General features: G+C 70.9%; 17 protein-coding genes. 9 read left to right on the top strand and 8 right to left on the bottom strand.

What is annotated here, in order from left to right:
* Positions 1-5: 5 nt before the first annotated feature.
* The 3 genes from ACIA5A_RS08915 to ACIA5A_RS08905 all read right to left on the bottom strand — a co-directional run bounded on the left by ACIA5A_RS08915 (position 6) and on the right by ACIA5A_RS08905 (position 3,263).
* Positions 6-1,142 carry a S8 family serine peptidase gene (locus tag ACIA5A_RS08915; RefSeq protein ID WP_396758794.1) on the bottom strand — a complete coding sequence of 379 codons (1,137 nt, stop codon included), beginning with the start codon at positions 1,140-1,142 and terminating at the stop codon, positions 6-8.
* A 1,354-nt stretch (positions 1,143-2,496) separates the two neighbouring features.
* The gene (locus ACIA5A_RS08910) at positions 2,497-2,949 is read right to left on the bottom strand and encodes a hypothetical protein (protein WP_396758321.1); all 453 of its coding nucleotides are present in this window, start codon (positions 2,947-2,949) and stop codon (positions 2,497-2,499) included.
* Positions 2,950-3,050: 101 nt separating this feature from the next.
* Positions 3,051-3,263 (bottom strand): acyl-CoA carboxylase subunit epsilon, encoded by a 213-nt coding sequence (locus tag ACIA5A_RS08905; protein WP_396758318.1) that lies wholly within the window; start codon positions 3,261-3,263, stop codon positions 3,051-3,053.
* A gap of 91 nt (positions 3,264-3,354) precedes the next feature.
* Here ACIA5A_RS08905 and ACIA5A_RS08900 point away from each other — a divergent pair, with 91 nt between their 5' ends.
* Together ACIA5A_RS08900 and ACIA5A_RS08895 are read left to right on the top strand one after the other, a co-directional pair.
* A complete protein-coding gene (locus ACIA5A_RS08900; protein WP_396758315.1) occupies positions 3,355-5,337 on the top strand; it encodes a protein kinase in 1,983 nt (660 codons plus the stop codon).
* Positions 5,338-5,424: 87 nt separating this feature from the next.
* Positions 5,425-5,640: a hypothetical protein gene (locus tag ACIA5A_RS08895; RefSeq protein WP_181571661.1), complete on the top strand. Its 216-nt coding sequence runs from the start codon at positions 5,425-5,427 to the stop codon at positions 5,638-5,640.
* 70 nt (positions 5,641-5,710) lie between these two features.
* Here ACIA5A_RS08895 and ACIA5A_RS08890 read toward each other — a convergent pair whose 3' ends face one another.
* Together ACIA5A_RS08890 and ACIA5A_RS08885 are read right to left on the bottom strand one after the other, a co-directional pair.
* Positions 5,711-6,463 (bottom strand): GH25 family lysozyme, encoded by a 753-nt coding sequence (locus ACIA5A_RS08890; RefSeq protein WP_181571662.1) that lies wholly within the window; start codon positions 6,461-6,463, stop codon positions 5,711-5,713.
* Between the two features lie 93 nt (positions 6,464-6,556).
* Positions 6,557-7,081 (bottom strand): Uma2 family endonuclease, encoded by a 525-nt coding sequence (locus ACIA5A_RS08885; protein ID WP_396758312.1) that lies wholly within the window; start codon positions 7,079-7,081, stop codon positions 6,557-6,559.
* A 136-nt stretch (positions 7,082-7,217) separates the two neighbouring features.
* Here ACIA5A_RS08885 and ACIA5A_RS08880 point away from each other — a divergent pair, with 136 nt between their 5' ends.
* The 4 genes from ACIA5A_RS08880 to ACIA5A_RS08865 all read left to right on the top strand — a co-directional run bounded on the left by ACIA5A_RS08880 (position 7,218) and on the right by ACIA5A_RS08865 (position 10,430).
* A complete protein-coding gene (locus ACIA5A_RS08880; RefSeq protein ID WP_396758309.1) occupies positions 7,218-7,961 on the top strand; it encodes a M50 family metallopeptidase in 744 nt (247 codons plus the stop codon).
* A 56-nt stretch (positions 7,962-8,017) separates the two neighbouring features.
* Positions 8,018-9,001 (top strand): ketopantoate reductase family protein, encoded by a 984-nt coding sequence (locus ACIA5A_RS08875; RefSeq protein ID WP_396758307.1) that lies wholly within the window; start codon positions 8,018-8,020, stop codon positions 8,999-9,001.
* 63 nt (positions 9,002-9,064) lie between these two features.
* Positions 9,065-9,565, top strand: coding sequence for a SigE family RNA polymerase sigma factor (locus tag ACIA5A_RS08870; protein ID WP_396758304.1), 501 nt, complete (start codon positions 9,065-9,067; stop codon positions 9,563-9,565).
* Positions 9,558-10,430 (top strand): hypothetical protein, encoded by an 873-nt coding sequence (locus ACIA5A_RS08865; protein WP_396758301.1) that lies wholly within the window; start codon positions 9,558-9,560, stop codon positions 10,428-10,430. The genes ACIA5A_RS08870 and ACIA5A_RS08865 overlap by 8 nt, the downstream gene beginning before the upstream one ends.
* A gap of 67 nt (positions 10,431-10,497) precedes the next feature.
* Here ACIA5A_RS08865 and ACIA5A_RS08860 read toward each other — a convergent pair whose 3' ends face one another.
* Positions 10,498-12,081, bottom strand: coding sequence for an acyl-CoA carboxylase subunit beta (locus ACIA5A_RS08860; protein WP_396758299.1), 1,584 nt, complete (start codon positions 12,079-12,081; stop codon positions 10,498-10,500).
* 73 nt (positions 12,082-12,154) lie between these two features.
* On the opposite strand from ACIA5A_RS08860, the gene ACIA5A_RS08855 reads away from it, so the two are divergent.
* Both ACIA5A_RS08855 and ACIA5A_RS08850 read left to right on the top strand, forming a co-directional pair.
* Positions 12,155-13,033 carry a biotin--[acetyl-CoA-carboxylase] ligase gene (locus tag ACIA5A_RS08855; RefSeq protein ID WP_396758296.1) on the top strand — a complete coding sequence of 293 codons (879 nt, stop codon included), beginning with the start codon at positions 12,155-12,157 and terminating at the stop codon, positions 13,031-13,033.
* A gap of 139 nt (positions 13,034-13,172) precedes the next feature.
* Positions 13,173-13,742: a PH domain-containing protein gene (locus tag ACIA5A_RS08850; protein WP_396758293.1), complete on the top strand. Its 570-nt coding sequence runs from the start codon at positions 13,173-13,175 to the stop codon at positions 13,740-13,742.
* Between the two features lie 7 nt (positions 13,743-13,749).
* Here the strand turns inward: ACIA5A_RS08850 and ACIA5A_RS08845 are convergent, their stop codons facing one another.
* Both ACIA5A_RS08845 and ACIA5A_RS08840 read right to left on the bottom strand, forming a co-directional pair.
* Positions 13,750-14,448, bottom strand: a complete 699-nt coding sequence (locus tag ACIA5A_RS08845; protein ID WP_396758289.1) for a GtrA family protein — start codon at positions 14,446-14,448, stop codon at positions 13,750-13,752.
* Positions 14,449-14,511: 63 nt separating this feature from the next.
* Positions 14,512-15,048, bottom strand: coding sequence for a GtrA family protein (locus tag ACIA5A_RS08840; RefSeq protein WP_396758791.1), 537 nt, complete (start codon positions 15,046-15,048; stop codon positions 14,512-14,514).
* Between the two features lie 402 nt (positions 15,049-15,450).
* On the opposite strand from ACIA5A_RS08840, the gene ACIA5A_RS08835 reads away from it, so the two are divergent.
* Positions 15,451-17,292 (top strand): phosphoenolpyruvate carboxykinase (GTP), encoded by a 1,842-nt coding sequence (locus tag ACIA5A_RS08835; protein WP_396758286.1) that lies wholly within the window; start codon positions 15,451-15,453, stop codon positions 17,290-17,292.
* Positions 17,293-17,326: the final 34 nt, after the last annotated feature.

The following is a 17,326-nucleotide window of genomic DNA, read 5'->3' as shown; positions in this document are numbered from 1 at the left end:
CGACGCTACCGGCTGATCCTCGGCGGCGGGTCGCCGGCACGGCGACGGCGACGCCAGACCAGATAACCGCCACCTGCGGCCAGCAGCACCCCGAGGGTCGCCAGGCCCCGGGCGGTGCTTCCGCCGTCGCCGCCGCCGGGCGCGGTCGCCGTCGAGGCCGGCGCGGTGACCCCGGTGGACTCGAAACCGATCGGGGGTACGTCGGCGGTCAACGCGGCGACCAGGTCGATGACGCCGTAGCCGTACTCGTCGTCCCGGCCTGGTGGTCCCTTGTCGACGGCGGTCGCGGTGAGGCGATGCGCGACCTCGGCAGCCGGCAGGTCAGGATATTTGGAGCGGATCAGGGCGGCGGCGCCGGCGACGATCGCCGTGGCGTCCGAGGTGCCGGTGCTTCGACGGTACCTGCCTGAGATGCCTGTGCTGTAGATGTCAACTGCCGGAGCGACGACTGAAACCTCCGTGCCTGTAACTGAAGATTCTGCGTGAAAGCCGCGCGCGTCAACTCCGCCCACAGCAATAACGCCTTGCTCGGATGCTGGATAACTGACTGCGCTTTCGCGTGGGCTGTTACCGACAGCGGCCACTACTACGATATCTGCTTTCAATGCGTTGGTTATCGCCGTCTGCAGCCTGCTGGTAGGAATGCTTGCTGCTGAGATGCTGATTATATCCACATGCTGAGTGACGGCATACTCGATGCTTGCGGCTAAATCGTCGGGCTGGCCCAGTCCGCTAGCTGGAGTGTCGAGGATAGGTAGTATCTTGGCTCTAGGGGCTACCCCGAGTGCGCCAAGATTGCCCCCTCTGCCGTGGGCTGCAATAAGGCCAGCCATCCCGGTGCCGTGGCTATTGCTGTCCCGTGTGCCGCTGCCGTTTCCGCCGGCTATGACATCTTTTCCCTGAAGTAGGTTGTCTCTAAGGTCAGGATGGGGATCGACGCCGGTGTCAGGAACTGCCACAACTACACCCTGACCCTGGGAAATCTGATGCGCGGCCGAAATGCCCAGAAAATTCAAATGCCACTGATCGGAGCGGATTCTTGCGAGCCCGTCATCGTTTTCGATCGCGGATGTTCCGGAGGGTGGTATCCACGACATCGCAATAACGGCTATTGCTAGTCCGAATGCCTGGGAAGAAAACAGAATCACCGGTCGAATCCTATTGCGGGGCCAGGATCGATCGGTCCATCCTCGGGTGTTTCTAGGATAGGTTCCACTCCACGCTTCACTTCCCAAGGATTATCTGGGTCCCAGTTGCTCTGGGTGGATTCCCCGCCGCTCTTGAGTCCTTGCCTTCTAATTGCGCTGGGGGCACCTGGGGAGCCGCCGATCGGAGGTGTGCCGTGGGCCCCAATGTAGGGCCCTTTGCCAGAACTGGGGCGAGATCCTGCGGCGCCCGACGGTGCTGTGCCGGCGCTGCCGCCCCCAATAACTCCGTTGAAGGGGGTTGAGCGGCGGGGTGTCATTCCTGCGCTGGGAGGATTGGTCGTGATGTGGTTTCCGATCACCCCGTTGGTTGGCGTTGTCCGCATCGGCGGCTGCGGGTATCCGGACTTGCCCGAAAGCGCATTCGAGCCGGGCTGATCCATGCGTGCGACTTGGCTCGGAGGTGGCGGGGGCAGAACGATGTTCGCCCCACTCCCGGGGGCTGCTTGCACAGGAGGAGGCGTAGATCCGAGAGGTGGCGGTTGGACGGCAATTCCGCTGGCGTTGCCCAGGATTGGACCCGCACCAATCACGGGCGCTGAGGATGGCCCTGGCCCTGGCGCAGGAGTGGGGCCAGGGCTCGGCATCGAGATTCGTGTGCGCAGATCCCCCTGGGTGGGTGGTGAAACTGGCACCGCCACGATGGGGGGAATCACCGGAGCTGGAACAGAGCTGGCATATGGATCTGTTGGTTGCTGGTCAACGCGGGGACCGGGGCGCACTGGTGCTGGCGGGCGTTGGAGCATCACCTGGGCCTGCTGGAGTTCTCCGCTCAGCCCCGTCATCAGCCCACGCGCCCTTACGTTCAACTGCTCCAGGTCGTCGTCCGTGACCGGGGGCCGTTCCGGCAACCGGCTGCCCGCCACCGCCTTCGGGTCGGCGATCGTCGCCTCGTACGCCTGCCTCTGCCGCAGCTTCGTCGCGTACTCGTCGTAGAGCGGCTGTAGCTCGGTGCGGGCGCTGCCGATGGCGCGGGCGGCGGCGGCCAGCGCGTCGTAGTTGGCGGCGGCCGCGTCGTGGGTGTGCTGCACACGGTCGATGAGCTGGTCGAGTTCGCCGACGTACGCCCGCGCGGCGGCGTTGGTCTCGGGCGGCCACGCCTCGGCGAGCCCGCGCCGGTATTCCCGGAGCCGGCCCAGGTGCGCCAGGGCGAGGTCGCACACCTTGCGCCAACCGGCGACCTGTTTCCACTGGCCGGCGGTGTCCTGGTCCCGCAGGCACGCCCACATGCTCTGCACGTCCATGAGCCGCCAGTCGGTGAGCCCGGAGGTGCGTCCGCCGCCCCGTTCGATCACGGCAGGACCACCCGCCCCTGGTCGGGGCCGGTGGGGTCGGCCAGTGGCGGGGTCGGGCGGGCGACGGCTGTGGTGGGCGCGGCGAGTGCCCGTTCGACGTCGGTGACGCGGGCGGAGGAGAAGGCGTCCGAGTCGTCGTAGCGGGCGGCGATCCGGCCGGCGGCGTCGGCGAGCCGGCCGGTGGCGGGTGCCAGGTCCCACACGGCGCTGACGGCGGCCTTCTGCGTCTCGTGGTGGGCCTGAAGGAACTGGACCAGCTCGATGAAGGCGTCGGCCGGGTTGGGCACCGGGGCCTTCATGTCGTCGGCGATGTAGGACAGGTGAGGGGAGTAGTTGCGGGTGACCTCGTCCTGGAGTCGGTCGGCGAACTCCCTCATCTGTCGGATGTCGGCCTCGATGCCGCCGTAGTCACGCAGCCAGCCGGCTGGCCGGTTGTCCTCCGGGATCATCGGACCTCCCTGCCCGTCACCGCACGGTTTCCCTGAGTGAGGTTAATGGCTCCACGTGGATCCCGGCAGTCCCGGCCGGGCTCGCGTACGCGGGGAAGGTTTCAGCGGGGAAGGCCGGAGGCGCGCCACGCGCCGGGTCCGGCGGCGAGCGTCGCGCCGACCGGGCGCGCGCTGCGCGCCCATCGCGACACGACGGGTGGCGCGGCGGCGGCGACGGGCCGGGTGCGGACCACTATCGCGCCGACCAGAGCGGCCAGCTCCTCGGCGGTGGGCACGCCACGGACGACCCGGAACATCGGCTCTTCGGCAGACATGGACCCAGGGTACGCGTCGCGAACTCGACCTTCGGCAGACAGTGGCGTGCCGGCGGTGTGCGCGTCGGGGCGGCCGGGTACCGTTTCTGCGATGTCGAACGCACTTCCCCAACTCGTCGCTGACCGGTATCGGCTTCTCACGCCGCTCGGTCAGGGCGGCATGGGCCGCGTCTGGAAGGCGCGGGACGAGGTGCTGCACCGCGACGTCGCCATCAAGGAGCTGGTGCCGCCGCCGGGCCTCACCCCGGACGAGCGCCGCGAGATGCGGGAGCGCTCGTTGCGCGAGGCGCGGGCGATCGCCCGGCTCAACAACGTCAACGTGGTCCGCATCTTCGACGTGCTGCGCACCGACGGCGACCCGTGGATCGTCATGGAATACGTCGCGTCGAAGTCGTTGCAGGACACGATCGCCGAGGACGGCCCGGTCTCGGTGGCCAAGGCGGTCGAGATCGGCCTCGGCGTGCTGGGCGCGCTCAAGGCCGCGCACAAGGCCGGCATCATGCACCGCGACGTCAAGCCGGGCAACGTGCTGCTCGGCGAGGACGGTCGGGTGGTGCTCACCGACTTCGGCCTGGCCACCATCCCCGGTGACCCGAACGTGACCCGCACCGGCATGGTGCTGGGTTCGCCCGCCTACATCTCGCCGGAGCGGGCGCGGGACGGCACGGCCGGCCCGGAGGCCGACCTGTGGTCGTTGGGCGCGACGCTCTACGCCGCCGTCGAGGGCAAGTCGCCCTACGCGCGCCCGTCGGCGATCGCCACGCTCGCCGCGCTCGCCACCGAGCCGATGCCGCCGCCGCGCAACGCCGGGCCGCTCAAGCCGGTGCTGCAGGGGCTGCTGCGCAAGGACCCGGACGAGCGGATCACCGCCGAGGTGGCGGAGCGCATGCTGCGCAAGGTCGGCGGTCGGCGGGCGAAGGGCATCTCGCTGCTGGACGGCGTACGCCGGCCGGGGCCGAACGGTCCGCGTGCGCCGCGCCCGCCGCTGGTGCCGGCGCCACGCCCGGCCGACGACCAGGTGGAACGCGCGGCCTCCGGGGTCGCGGCGACCGGGGGTGCGGCGGTGGCCGCCGACCCGACCGCGAAGGTGCCGGCGCCGGTCTCCGACGCGGGCCAGACGGCGAAGGTGACGCCGCCGGTCGCCGACCCGACGACCAAGCTGGACGCCGACCCGCCGGCCGACGCGACAGGGGTGGACGACGCCGACTCGGCGCTCGACGAGACGCGTCTCGACGGTGAGCCGGTGGCTGCCGCTCCCGCGCAGCGTTCGGCACCGGTCAGCCCGGCCCCGTCGGACTCCGCGCCGGTGAGTGCGGCGCCGGTCAGCCCCGCGCCGTCGACCGGCCGGGCGACGGTGCTGCCGGGGGTCAAGGATTCGCCGAACCGGCGCAACCTGCTGATCGGCGCGCTGGTCCTGGTGCTGCTGGTCGGGCTGGTCGTGGCGGTGCCGCTGCTGAACGGCGGCGACGACGACGGTGACGGCGGCGGCCCGACGGCCGGTTCCTCGGTGGCGTCGGCGGGCCCGCCCGCGCCGACGGCCAGCGCCTCGCCGAGCGCGGCGGCCTCGTCGGCCAGCCCGTCGGCCAGTCCGACGCCGTCGGCGAGCCCGTCACCGACCGGGTTCGTGCTGCCGGCCGGCTGGAAGTACTACACCGGCTCCAACGGCTTCAAGGTGCCGATCCCGAACGGCTTCGAGGCCAAGCCGGGCAACAACCAGGTCGTGCTCTACGAGGTCGGCGGCGCCCGCCGCGTCCTGTTCATGCAGTGGACGAACAGTCCGCAGAAGGACGCGTTGGCGGACTGGAAGGACCAGGAGCCGAACCGGCGCAACTACGTCCGGAACTACGAGTACATCAACATCACCCGGTGCAACTACTACCGGACCTGTGCCGACTGGGACTGGTTCGAGACGCGGAGCGGCAACGTCCGGTTCCACGTGCGCAACCGGGGCGTCGCGACGGCCACCAACCGTGGCTACGCGTTGCGCTGGGAGGTCCCGGCGAAGGACTGGGAGGCCAACCTGCCCGCCTTCGACATCATCACCAAGGGTTTCGTGCCGGACCGCCGCAACTGACGCTGGGAGTCCCGCCGGTGTGAAACTGGTTCGCATGACTTTCCGTAGTCGGGGGTATGAGTATCCCGACGACGAAGGAGGTGCGACATGGGTTACCGACACAGGGACACCGGCCCCCGCCTCGCACTGTGGATGCTGGTCGCGCTCGGCGACGCCGTCCTGCTGATGGTCGCCGCCGGCCTGTCCGCGCCGGTCGCGGTCCTCGGTGTGCTCACCCTGACCGTCGCCGGGGTCGCGGTGTGGCGCTGGACCCGCCGCCCCGCGCCGGTGCCCATGGCGCCCGCCGCGCGCCGCCGGGCCTGAGGCGACAACCAGACGGTACGACGACAGCGGGACCGCCCCACCTCGGGGCGGTCCCGCTTCCGTGCGTACGTCAGGTGTTGTTGGCCAGGGCGATCAGCCGGGTCCGGTCGCCGTTCCAGTAGTTGCGGTCCACGTTGCCGCTGATCCCGGAGACGCTGCCGGTGCTGGTGTACTGCCAGAAGCTCCAGACCGAAGCGCCGGCCGGCAGGGCGCCCGGCGTGCTGGACCAGCGGGCGAGCCAGAGCGGGTGGTTGGCCCACGGGCCGGTCCAGCTCCCGGTGCACTGGTTCCACCAGCTCGTCGTGGTGTAGATGACCGCGTACCGGCCGGTGCGGGAGCGGTAGGTGTTGAGGAAGTCCTGGATCCAGTTGCGCATGCCGGTGGTGCTCAGGCCGTAGCAGTAGCCGCCGCTGTACGGGTTGGCCTCGATGTCCAGCGCGGCGGGGAGCGTGCGGCTGTCCGCCGACCAGGCGCCGCCGTTGCTGGCCAGGTAGCCGGCCTGGGTGGAGCCGGCGGAGATGTTCGGCCGGGCGAAGTGGTAGGCGCCCCGGATCACGCCGGCGTTGTAGGCGTTGACGTAGTTGGTGTTGAAGTTCGGGTCCTTGTAGCTGGTGCCCTCGGTGGCCTTGATGAAGGCGAACTGGATGCCCGCGTTGCGCGCGCTGGTCCAGTTGATGCTGCCCTGGTAGCGGGAGACGTCGACGCCGGGCGTGGTCGCGGCGGCGGCCGGTCCGCCGGTCGCCACGAGGGCCGCGGCCGCGGTGGCGGCGACGGTCAGGCCGGTGGCGAGAAGCCGGCGTACGGAGAGTCTGGTGCGGGCCATGGTGTGCCTCCAGAGGACGTCAACTGATTGACGACCATCTTTGGAGGTTAGTGCCCTAGATCGCAATAGGACGCAAAGAAATTTTCATCGCGTTCAGCGGAGCGTGGCCGGGTCCATCGCCCAGCGGAACGGCTCGGTCACGCTGAGCGTCTCGCCGGCCTTGGCCACCGCGTCCTCGACGTAGTGGCCCCCGTCCAGCCGGTGCAGCCGCAGCGAGTGACTGTCCCCGTCCTGCTCGACCAGCAGGTAGAACGGGATGCGGGCGATCGCGTAAAGCTGCATCTTGACCAGCCGGTCGGCGGCGGCGTTGCCGGGCGACACGATCTCGCCGACGAGCGTGACCCGTTCGGCGTCGAGGACCACGCCTTCGTCGTCGGCATCCGTGACGACAAGGTCGGGAATAACGATCCGGTCGGAGCCTAGCCGGACATTGATCGCGTCATAGACAAGCAGGCCGACCGGCTCGGCCGCCAGCTCGACGGCGTTCGCCAGCCGCCGGGCCACCCGTTGGTGCCGCCGGCTCGGGGCAGGGCTCACGATCAGGCTCCCGTCGAGCAGTTCGATGCGGTCGTGGCTGTCGCCCAAAGCCAGGTAGTCGGTCTCGGTCCATGGACCCACGTGTGGGCTGTACGGCTCCAACGGAGCTGCACTCACCGATCTCACCTCCCCTTCAGGCACCTCGTCCGATCAGTCTCACACTCTATGAGACACGGCCGGTCGAACGACACGAGTCGGGCCGGTAGGCTCCCCGCCCATGCCCCTGATCGACGGCCTCACCACGCTCTGGGACACCCTGCTGAGCGCCCAGCCGGACCCGCCGCCGCTGCTTGTGGTGCTCACCGCCGTGGTCGCGCTCGCCGTGGTCGCCACCCGGCTGCCCTGGCGGATCGCCCGCAACGCGGTGACCATCGCGCATGAGGGCGGCCACGCGCTGGCTGCCCTGCTCACCGGCCGGCGCCTGCACGGCATCCGGCTGCACTCGGACACCTCCGGGCTGACGCTGTCCGCCGGCCGCCCGAGTGGACCCGGCATGATCCTCACGCTGCTCGCCGGGTACGTCGCCCCGTCGCTGCTCGGTCTCGGCGGCGCGTGGCTGCTCGCCGGCAACCGGATCACCCTGCTGCTCTGGCTGGCGGTGGCGCTGCTGCTCGCCATGCTGGTGCTGATCCGCAACCTCTTCGGCGCGTTGTCGCTGCTGGTCACCGGCGGCGTCGTGCTCGCCGTCTCCTGGTACACCTCGCCGCAGGTCCAGGCCGCGTTCGCCTGGACCTCGGTCTGGTTCCTGCTGTTCGGCGGCGTCCGGCCGGTCTTCGAGCTGCGCCGCCAACGCAGCCGGGGCCGGATGCCGGAGTCGGACGCCGACCAGCTCGCCCGGCTCACGCCGATCCCGCCGCTTGCCTGGGTGGGCGTGTTCCTGCTGGTCGCCGTCGGTGCGCTGGTCGCCGGTGGGCTGCTGCTCGCCGGCCCGATCCTCGCCGACGCCGGCCTCACCGGCTGACCCGTCCCGCGCCGCGCCCCGGGCGGCGCGCGCCCCGACCGGGCAGAATCGGACGGATGCGATACGTGGTCATCGGGGCGGGCGCGGTCGGCGGCACCATCGGCGTACTCCTGGGCGAGGCCGGCCGGGACGTGACGCTCGTGGCCCGCGGCGCGCACCTGGACGCGCTGCGGGAGCGGGGGTTGACGCTGCGGCGGCCCGACGGCGCGGTGACCGGCCGGCTGCCGGCGGTGGCCGGCCCAAACGGCCCGCCGTTGCCGGCCGACACCGTCCTCGTCCTCACCGTGAAGTCGCAGGACACCGCCGCCGCGCTGGCCGGCTGGGCGGACGCGCCGATCGAGGGCGGCGGGACGGCCGGCGAGCGGCTGCCGGTCGTGCTCGCCCAGAACGGGGTGGCGAACGAACCGGCCGCGTTGCGGCTCTTCGCCCGGGTGCACCCGGTGTGCGTGTGGCTGCCCGCCACCCACCTGGACCCGGGCGTGGTGGTCGCCAACGGGCACCCGCACCCGGGCATGCTGCACCTCGGTCGCTACCCGACCGGCGCCGACGACACCACCCGGGCGGTCGCGGCCGACCTGACCGCCGCCGGTTTCGTCGCCCCGGTCCGCGACGACGTGATGCGCTGGAAGTACGGCAAGCTGCTGGCCAACCTCGGCAACGGCCTGCAGGCGCTGCTCGGCCCGGACGTGCCCGAGCACCTGTCGCAGCGGGTACGCGCCGAGGGCGAGGCGGCGCTCGCCGCCGCCGGCATCGCGCACACCACCCGTGAGGAGGAGGCCGCCGAACGCGGCGACCTGGTGTCGCACCGGCCGGTCGACGGTGAGCCCCGATCCGGCGGCTCCACCTGGCAGAGCCTGGCCCGGGGCGCCGGCTCCGCCGAGGCCGACCACCTCAACGGCGAGATCGTGCTTCTCGGCCGGCTGCACAACGTGCCCACCCCGGTCAACGCGGCGGTGCAGACCGCGGTGCGCCGGGCTGTCCGCGACCGGATCCCGGCCGGCTCCTTCGGCGTCCGGGAGTTGGCGAAATTGGTCGGCTGAGCGGGCAACCGCGCCCGGTGCGGCAGGCGTCTCTCCTGCGACCACCACGGGGGAGGCGACAGCGTGCCGGACGTCGACGGGTTCGACGAGTTCTACCTGGGCAGCCGGCAGCGACTGCTCGGGTTCGTCTTCGTGCTCACCGGCAACCTCGCCGAGGCGCAGGACGCCGTGCAGGAGGCGTACATCCGGGCCTGGCAGCGATGGTCGACGGTGCGCGGCTACGACGACCCGGAGGCCTGGGTGCGGGTGGTCGCCAGCCGGATCGCGGTCAGCCGCTGGCGTAGCCTGCGCAGCCGCGCCCGGGCCTACCTACGGCACGGGGCGCAGGAGAGCATCCCCGCCCCGGGCACGGAGACGGTGGAGGTGGTGGCGGCGTTGCGGCAGCTTCCCGAGGAGCAGCGGGTGGCCATCGCCCTCTACTACCTGGTCGGCATGCCGGTCGCCGAGGTGGCCCGGGAGACCGAGGCGCCGGTCGGCACGGTCAAGGCGCGGTTGTCCCGGGGTCGGGCCGCCTTGGCCGAACTGCTCGCGGTCGTGGATCTGGAGGAGCCCGCGGATGCGTGACGACGACCTGACGTTCATCGAACTGGTGCAGCGGGACCTGCACACCGTGCGCTGGGCCGGCCCTGCCGAACTGCGGGCCCGGGCCCGCCGGCGGGGCAGGCGGGCGGTGGTGGCGGCGGCGGTGGCGGTGCTGGCACTCACCTCCGGCGTCGCGCTCGTGACGACCGGGCGGGCCGACCGGGCGACCGAGGTGCCGGTCGCCGCCGGCCCGTCGGCGACCGCCTGGGCCGCCACCGAGGTGCCCGCCGAGGCGCTGCTGCAAGCCTCCGACCTGCGACCCGCCATCGCGCGGCCGTGGAACGACGCGGGTCTCGGCGAGGAGATCCGCCTGGATCGGCTGGTGGAGGTCTGCCGGCAGGACCAGGGGCTGACGACGACCTGGGAGCAGTCCCGCTACTCCCGTTCGGTGACCCTGCTCCGGGAACGTCCCGACGTCGGCGGCCAGCGGGAGGGCCAGATGCTCGCCACGCAGGACCTCTACCGGGTGGCCCCGGACCGCGCCGACCGGCTCTTCGACGGGCTGCCGGCGCTGCTCGGCCCGTGCCGGCAGTGGCGGTCCAGCGGCCCGACGGCATGGCGGGGGAAGATCGTCACGGCGGAGGTCGTCCACTCGTGGCAGGAGATCGACAAGGGCTTCGCCGGCGACGAGTCGGTGCTCGTCCGGCACACCGTCAGCCAGGCGCGCCGGCTGGACACCGGCGCGCCGCTCGGTGAGCCGCCACCGCCCGACGACCGCGCGGTGGTGCGCGTCGGTGACCTGGTCAGCGTGCTCCAGAACCGCGCCGGGGGCACCGAGTCGCAACTGCGTGACCTGGCCCGGGCCGCCGCCGAACGGATGTGCGTCGCCGCCAACCCGAGCTGCTGAACCGCCCACGTGTTAGGAGGGGCCCCCTGCTCTACGCGAGGCGTTAACAGGGGGCCCTTCCTTACACCTACAGCGGGATGTTGCCGTGCTTCTTCGGCGGCAGCGTCTCCCGCTTGGTGCGCAGCACCCGCAGCGCCCGGACGATCTGGGTCCGCGTCTCGTGCGGCGGGATCACCCCGTCGACGTAGCCGCGCTCGGCGGCGATGTACGGGTTGGCGAGCGTGTCCTCGTACTCGGCGATCTTCTCGGCCCGCACCGCCGCCGGGTCCTCGGCGTCGGCCAGCTCGGAACGGTAGAGGATGTTCACCGCGCCCTGCGCGCCCATCACCGCGATCTGCGCGGTCGGCCAGGCGAAGTTCAGGTCCGCGCCGAGGTGCTTGGAGCCCATCACGTCGTACGCGCCGCCGTACGCCTTGCGGGTGATGACGGTGACCTTCGGGACGGTGGCCTCGGCGTACGCGTAGATGAGCTTCGCGCCGCGCCGGATGATGCCGTCCCACTCCTGCCCGGTGCCGGGCAGGAAGCCGGGCACGTCCACGAACGTCAGCACCGGCACGTTGAACGCGTCGCAGGTGCGCACGAAGCGGGCCGCCTTCTCGGACGCGGCGATGTCGAGCGTGCCGGCGAACTGCATCGGCTGGTTGGCCACCACGCCCACCGGGCGGCCCTCGACCCGGCCGAAGCCGACCACCATGTTCTGCGCGTAGAGCGGCTGCACCTCCAGGAACTCGCCGTCGTCGAGCACGTGCTCGATGACCCGGTGCATGTCGTACGGCTGGTTGGCCGAGTCGGGGATCAGCGTGTCCAGCTCCCGATCGGAGTCGGTGACCGCCAGCTCGGCCGGGGCGTCGAACACCACCGGCTCGTCCAGGTTGTTCGACGGCAGGTACGACAGCAGCGCCTTCACGTACTCGATCGCGTCTTCCTCGTCGGTGCCGAGGTAGTGCGCGTTGCCGCTGCGGGCGTTGTGGGTACGGGCGCCGCCCAGCTCCTCCATGCCGACGTCCTCGCCGGTCACCGTCTTGATCACGTCGGGGCCGGTGATGAACATGTGCGAGGTCTGGTCGACCATCACGGTGAAGTCGGTGACCGCCGGGGAGTAGACCGCGCCGCCCGCGCACGGGCCCATGATCAGCGAGATCTGCGGGATGACGCCGCTGGCCCGCACGTTGCGGAAGAAGATCTCGCCGTAGAGGCCGAGCGAGGCGACGCCCTCCTGGATCCGCGCTCCGCCGGAGTCGTTGATGCCGACGACCGGGCAGCCGATCTTCATGGCCAGGTCCATCAGCTTGACGATCTTCTCGCCGAAGACCTCGCCGAGCGAACCGCCGAAGACGGTGAAGTCCTGCGCGAAGACGCAGACCTGCCGACCGTCCACGGTGCCGTAGCCGGTCAGCACGCCGTCACCGTACGGTCGGGTCCGCTCCAGCCCGAAGTTGGTCGAGCGGTGCCGGGCGAACTCGTCCAGCTCGACGAAGGAACCCTCGTCGAGGAGCATGTCGATCCGCTCCCGAGCGGTCTTCTTGCCCCGCGCGTGCTGCTTCTCGACCGCGCGCGCCGATCCGGCGTGCACCGCCTCGTCGAGCCGTCGCTCCAGGTCCGCCAGCTTGCCGGCGGTCGTGTGGATGTTGATCCCGGTCTCGGTAGTCACCCAGGGAATATAACGATGGTTCAGGTGGGTGAGGTTGTGCAGTGCGCCTCACCCCGGGCCGTAGGCTGGTCCGATGCCCGGCTCGCCGTACACCGACCTGGATCGCCCGCCGCTGTCCGCGGCCCGGCTGCGCCGCGCGCTGGTCGCGCCGCACGGGCCCTGGCGCCGTCTCGAACTGCTGGCCGAGACCGGTTCGACGAACGCCGACGTGGTGGCCGAGGCGCGGAACGGCGAACCCGAGGGCCTGGTGGTGGTCGCGGAACGGCAGAGCGCCGGCCGGGGCCGGCGGGGCCGGGTCTGGGAGTCGCCGCCGCGCGCCGGCATCGCGGCGAGCGTCCTGCTCCGGCCCGGCGAGGCCGTCGCCGAGCGCGGCTGGTCGCCGGTGCCGGTCACCGCGTACGGCTGGCTGCCGCTGCTCGCCGGCGTCGCGCTGGTCGAGGCGGTACGCCTGCTGGCCGAGGTGGACGCCCGGCTGAAGTGGCCCAACGACCTGCTGGTGGACGGTGCGAAGTGCGCCGGCGTGCTGGCCGAGGTGGTGCCGGGCGACGGTGAGGGGCAGCCGCCGGCGATCGTGGTCGGCGTCGGGTTGAACGTGACCCTGCGCGCCGACGAGCTGCCGGAGAACCCGACCGGCCTGCCGGCCACCTCGCTCCAGCTCGCCGGCGCCACCGCCACCGACCGCGACCCGTTGCTGCGCTCGTTGCTGCGCTCGCTCGCCGACTGGTACGCGCGCTGGCGGGACGCCGGGGGCGACGCCGTGGCCGGCGGGCTGCGGGACGCGTACCTGGCCGGCTGCGCCACGATCGGCCGCCAGGTGCGGGTGCTGCTGCCGGACGGCCGCGAGGTGCACGGCACCGCGACCGGCGTCGACCCCGACGGCCAGCTCCTGGTCACCACCACCGACGGCGCCCCCCTCCGCCTGGCCGCCGGCGACGTCCTCCACCTTCGGTGAAAGGAGGGGCCCCTTCTTAACGCCTCAGGTATAGGCGGGGCCCCCTCTTAACTCCCGGCAGCCGCCCGCGCGGCCGATGCCGCCGGGGTCCGCTGACCGGTTACGGTCAGCGCGTCCGGTTCCCGCGAGGAGGTTCGAAGTGGCGTTCCCCGAAGACGTGCTCACCGAGGACGAGCACGTCGTGCTGCACCTGCACCCGCACTGGAAGGCCCTGATCCGGCCGATCCTGGTGCTGGTCCTCACCGTCGCGGCGGTCGTCGCCGGCTGGCTCCTGCTGCCCGACGGCGACGGCGGCACGATCGCGCTCTACGCCATCGCCGGGCTCGGCCTGGTGCTGGCGTTGTGGCTGGGCCTGTGGCCGTTCCTGGTCTGGCGCACCACGCACTACCTCTTCACCAACGAGCGGGTGCTGCTCCAGGAGGGGGTGTTCTCCCGCAACCGGCGGGACCTGCCACTGACCCGGATCAACGACCACGCCATGCACCAGCGGTTCCTGGAGCGGATCCTCGGCTGCGGCACGTTGACCATCGAGTCGGCCGGCGAACGAGGCCAGTCGGTGCTCGCCGACGTGCCGCACGTGGACCGGGTGCAGACGAAGCTCTACGAGCTGGTCGAGGCGCACCACGACAAGCACAGCCTGGGCGACGGCGAGATGCGCGAGATCCTGGCCGACATGGCCGAGGGCAAGTCGCTCCGCGACCCCTCCTGAGCGACGCTCAGCGGCGGGCGCGGCGGGGACGCAGCTCGGCGGCGAGTTCGGCGTCCAGGTCGGCCCCGAGCGCACCGCCCAGGGCCGCGTCGGTGGGCGCGGCGCGGCCCTGCGGCGGGGTGTAGTCGCTGCCGGGCCGGTTCGCGCCCAGGGGTGGCTCTTCCTCCTCCAGCTCGCTGACGGACTCGGCCAGCTCGGCGACCGGGTCCATCTCGGCGACGTTGTCCCACTCGTCCCGGGGGACGGCGTGCCAGGTCTCCTCGGCGTGCTTGGGCACCGGTTGGAACACGAACGTCCGGTAGGACCAGAAACGGAACAGGGTGGCCAACAGGACACCGACGGTCTTGGCCAGGTTCAACGCCAGCAGGCCGTGCACGCCGAGGCCGTACTTGGCCAGGGCCAGGACGCCGAGTTCGATGATCAGGCCGGCGCCGTTGAACAGGAAGAAAAGGATGTATTCGCGCCGTAGCGCGGATTTCGGTCGATCTCGGTACGTCCAGTGCCGATTCATCAGATACGACGTGATGGTCGCCACCACAGTGGCGATCACTGTCGCCTTGAGCTGGCCGTCCCGAAAGACCGTGAGTGCCAGCGCATTGAACACCGCGTAATTGATGACGGTGTTGATGCCGCCGACGATGCCGAATTTGAGCGCCTCGTGGATGAACTTCTGCCAGCGCTCGGGCAGCAGACGGACTCCAGGCATGCGAAACACCTTAGGGCAGTGGGCAGGGCCGGCTCGGCCCGGCGGGTCGGGATGGGCGGTGCGTCACGCCCCGGACTCTCGGTCGTGGCTCGGTGCCGGAACGGGGGGAGTTCCCGCCTCGACGAAGACGAACCGTCGGTACGACCAGAACCGGAACAGCGTGCCCAGGCCGGTGCCGACGACGAAGCTGGCGACGTTGTCGGCCAGCGGAGTCTGGAACACCCGCGGCCAGAGCGCGCCGAGCCCGTAGTGGCTGATCGCCAGGACGGCCACCGCGATGCCGAGGCCCACCCCGTTGAAGAAGAAGAACAGCGCGTACTCGCGGGCGGGGTGGGAGCGCTGCCGGTGCCGCCAGGTCCAGAACCGGTTGCCGAGGAAGGCGACTGTCGCGGCCACCACGGTGGAGACGGTCTTCGCCACCAGCGGTGGCATGCCGCGCCCGCTCGACAGGTAGTTGAAGAGCGCGAAGTCGACCAGGAAGGCCACGCCGCCGACCGTGGCGAACTTGCTCAGCTCGTGGACGAGGTGGCCGAAGCGGTCGAGCAGGGCTCCGATCGGACCCCGACGGGTCGGCGGAGCCCCCGGTTGGTCCCCGGTCATCGTCGCGGCCACCCGCAGAGAGTACCGGTTGCGCCCCACCCGGGCCGCCTGCAACGGCGAGTCGGCCGACGGCAACCTCGCCAGCGGCCGTCGGGCTCACCCGTTTCGGTTATCCGTGAGCGCAGCGTAACCGACTGTGTGAATGCGCGGGGCGCCTCCGGGACCGGGCCGTCGGAGGTTCACCGCAGGATTTGCGTGAAACTGCGCGCGAAAGCGGGTATCAGATCGCGATGCCGCAGCGTGGCCGCACCTTGTGCAGTTCTTCACAACCAGTCCCACTGACTGGCGAGGCAGCCCGGTTTACGCTGAGCCCAATCCCAGGTTTCCACGACGGCGGCGCCTCGCCCGCCAGAACTCGTGCATCCCATAGATCGGTCAGCGTCGACCACAAGGAGATGTGACATGGTTGCTCCGGCTGCTGTTCGGGGTATCGATCAGGCCCCGACGTCCCACCCCAAACTGCTCGCCTGGGTTCGTGAGGTCGCGGAACTGACCACCCCGGAGCGGGTGGTCTGGGTGGACGGGTCCGACGAGGAGTGGCGTCGCCTCACCGACGAGCTCGTCGAGAACGGCACCCTGATCCGGCTGAACCCCGAGAAGAAGCCCAACTCGTTCTACGCGCGGACGGACCCGACGGACGTCGCCCGGGTCGAGGAGCGCACCTTCATCTGCTCCGTCGACGAGGCGGACGCCGGCCCCACCAACAACTGGATGGCGCCGGCCGAGATGAAGCGGACGATGACGGAGCTCTACCGCGGCAGCATGCGCGGCCGGACCATGTACGTCATCCCGTTCTGCATGGGGCCCGTCGAGGCGGAGAACCCCATGTTCGGCGTCGAGATCACCGACAGCCCGTACGTGGTCGCCTCGATGCGGATCATGACCCGGATGGGGTCGGCGATCCTGGAGGCGATGGGCGACGACGCCGACTTCGTGCACGCGCTGCACTCCATCGGCGCCCCGCTCGCCCCCGGCCAGCAGGACGTGGCGTGGCCGTGCAACGAGACCAAGTACATCTCGCACTTCCCGGAGAGCCGGGAGATCTGGTCCTACGGCTCCGGCTACGGCGGCAACTCGCTGCTCGGCAAGAAGTGCTACTCGCTGCGGATCGCCAGCGTGATGGGGCGCGACGAGGGCTGGCTCGCCGAGCACATGCTGATCCTCAAGATCACCTCGCCCGAGGGCAAGGTCTACCACATCGCCGGCGCGTTCCCGTCGGCCTGCGGCAAGACCAACCTCGCCATGCTCGAGCCGACCATCCCGGGCTGGAAGGTCGAGACCATCGGCGACGACATCGCCTGGATGCGGTTCGGTCAGGACGGCCGCCTCTACGCGATCAACCCGGAGTACGGCCTGTTCGGCGTCGCGCCCGGCACCGACTGGAAGACCAACGCCAACGCCATGCGGACGCTCGACCGCGGCAACTCGGTCTTCACCAACGTGGCCCTCACCGACGACGGCGACATCTGGTGGGAGGGCATGGGTGAGCCGCCGGCGCACCTGATCGACTGGAAGGGCAACGACTGGACGCCGGAGAGCGAGAACCTCTCCTCGCACGCGAACAGCCGGTTCTGCACCCCGATCACCCAGTGCCCGATCCTGGCCGACGACTACTTCGACCCGAACGGCGTGCCGATCGACGCGATCCTGTTCGGCGGCCGGCGCCGGGACACCGTCCCGCTGGTGACCGAGGCGCGCGACTGGGTGCACGGCGTCTACATGGGCGCCACGCTCTCCTCGGAGACCACCGCCGCCGCGTCCGGCGCGGTCGGCGTGGTGCGTCGCGACCCGATGGCCATGCTGCCGTTCATCGGCTACCACGCCGGTGACTACTTCCGGCACTGGATCGAGATGGGCAAGGGCACCGACGGTGACGAGGCCAAGCTGCCCAAGATCTACTATGTGAACTGGTTCCGCAAGGACGCCGAGGGCAGCTTCCTCTGGCCGGGCTTCGGCGAGAACTCCCGCGTGCTCAAGTGGGTCATCGGGCGCCTGGAGGGCACCGCCGACGCGGTGGAGACCCCGATCGGCATGGTCCCGGCGCAGGACGCGCTGGACATCGAGGGCCTCGACATGACCCCGGAGGACGTCCGGATCGCCCTGAAGGTCGACCCGGAGGAGTGGCGCAAGGAGCTGCCGCTGGTCACCGAGTGGTTCGAGAAGTTCGGGGACAAGCTGCCCGGCGTGCTCTGGGCCGAGCTGGACGCGCTGCGCGCCCGCCTCGACGTGGAGCCGCAGAAGTAGCAGGTGTGACGATGGCCCGCACCGGGCACCATCG

Origin of the sequence: Micromonospora sp. NPDC051300 (genome assembly GCF_044455315.1) — a bacterium.
GTDB classification, from domain to species: domain Bacteria; phylum Actinomycetota; class Actinomycetes; order Mycobacteriales; family Micromonosporaceae; genus Micromonospora; species Micromonospora robiginosa.
This window is presented reverse-complemented; position numbering and strand designations above follow the sequence as displayed.

Excerpts from the sequence above, each read along its gene's own strand:
- ACIA5A_RS08910 (WP_396758321.1), bottom strand. The coding sequence starts at position 2,949 with ATGATCCCGGAGGACAACCGGCCAGCCGGCTGGCTGCGTGACTACGGC.
- ACIA5A_RS08905 (WP_396758318.1), bottom strand. The coding sequence starts at position 3,263 with ATGTCTGCCGAAGAGCCGATGTTCCGGGTCGTCCGTGGCGTGCCCACC.
- ACIA5A_RS08900 (WP_396758315.1), top strand. The coding sequence starts at position 3,355 with ATGTCGAACGCACTTCCCCAACTCGTCGCTGACCGGTATCGGCTTCTC.
- ACIA5A_RS08895 (WP_181571661.1), top strand. The coding sequence starts at position 5,425 with ATGGGTTACCGACACAGGGACACCGGCCCCCGCCTCGCACTGTGGATG.
- ACIA5A_RS08890 (WP_181571662.1), bottom strand. The coding sequence starts at position 6,463 with ATGGCCCGCACCAGACTCTCCGTACGCCGGCTTCTCGCCACCGGCCTG.
- ACIA5A_RS08880 (WP_396758309.1), top strand. The coding sequence starts at position 7,218 with ATGCCCCTGATCGACGGCCTCACCACGCTCTGGGACACCCTGCTGAGC.
- ACIA5A_RS08875 (WP_396758307.1), top strand. The coding sequence starts at position 8,018 with ATGCGATACGTGGTCATCGGGGCGGGCGCGGTCGGCGGCACCATCGGC.
- ACIA5A_RS08865 (WP_396758301.1), top strand. The coding sequence starts at position 9,558 with ATGCGTGACGACGACCTGACGTTCATCGAACTGGTGCAGCGGGACCTG.
- ACIA5A_RS08855 (WP_396758296.1), top strand. The coding sequence starts at position 12,155 with ATGCCCGGCTCGCCGTACACCGACCTGGATCGCCCGCCGCTGTCCGCG.
- ACIA5A_RS08845 (WP_396758289.1), bottom strand. The coding sequence starts at position 14,448 with ATGCCTGGAGTCCGTCTGCTGCCCGAGCGCTGGCAGAAGTTCATCCAC.
- ACIA5A_RS08840 (WP_396758791.1), bottom strand. The coding sequence starts at position 15,048 with ATGACCGGGGACCAACCGGGGGCTCCGCCGACCCGTCGGGGTCCGATC.
- ACIA5A_RS08835 (WP_396758286.1), top strand. The coding sequence starts at position 15,451 with ATGGTTGCTCCGGCTGCTGTTCGGGGTATCGATCAGGCCCCGACGTCC.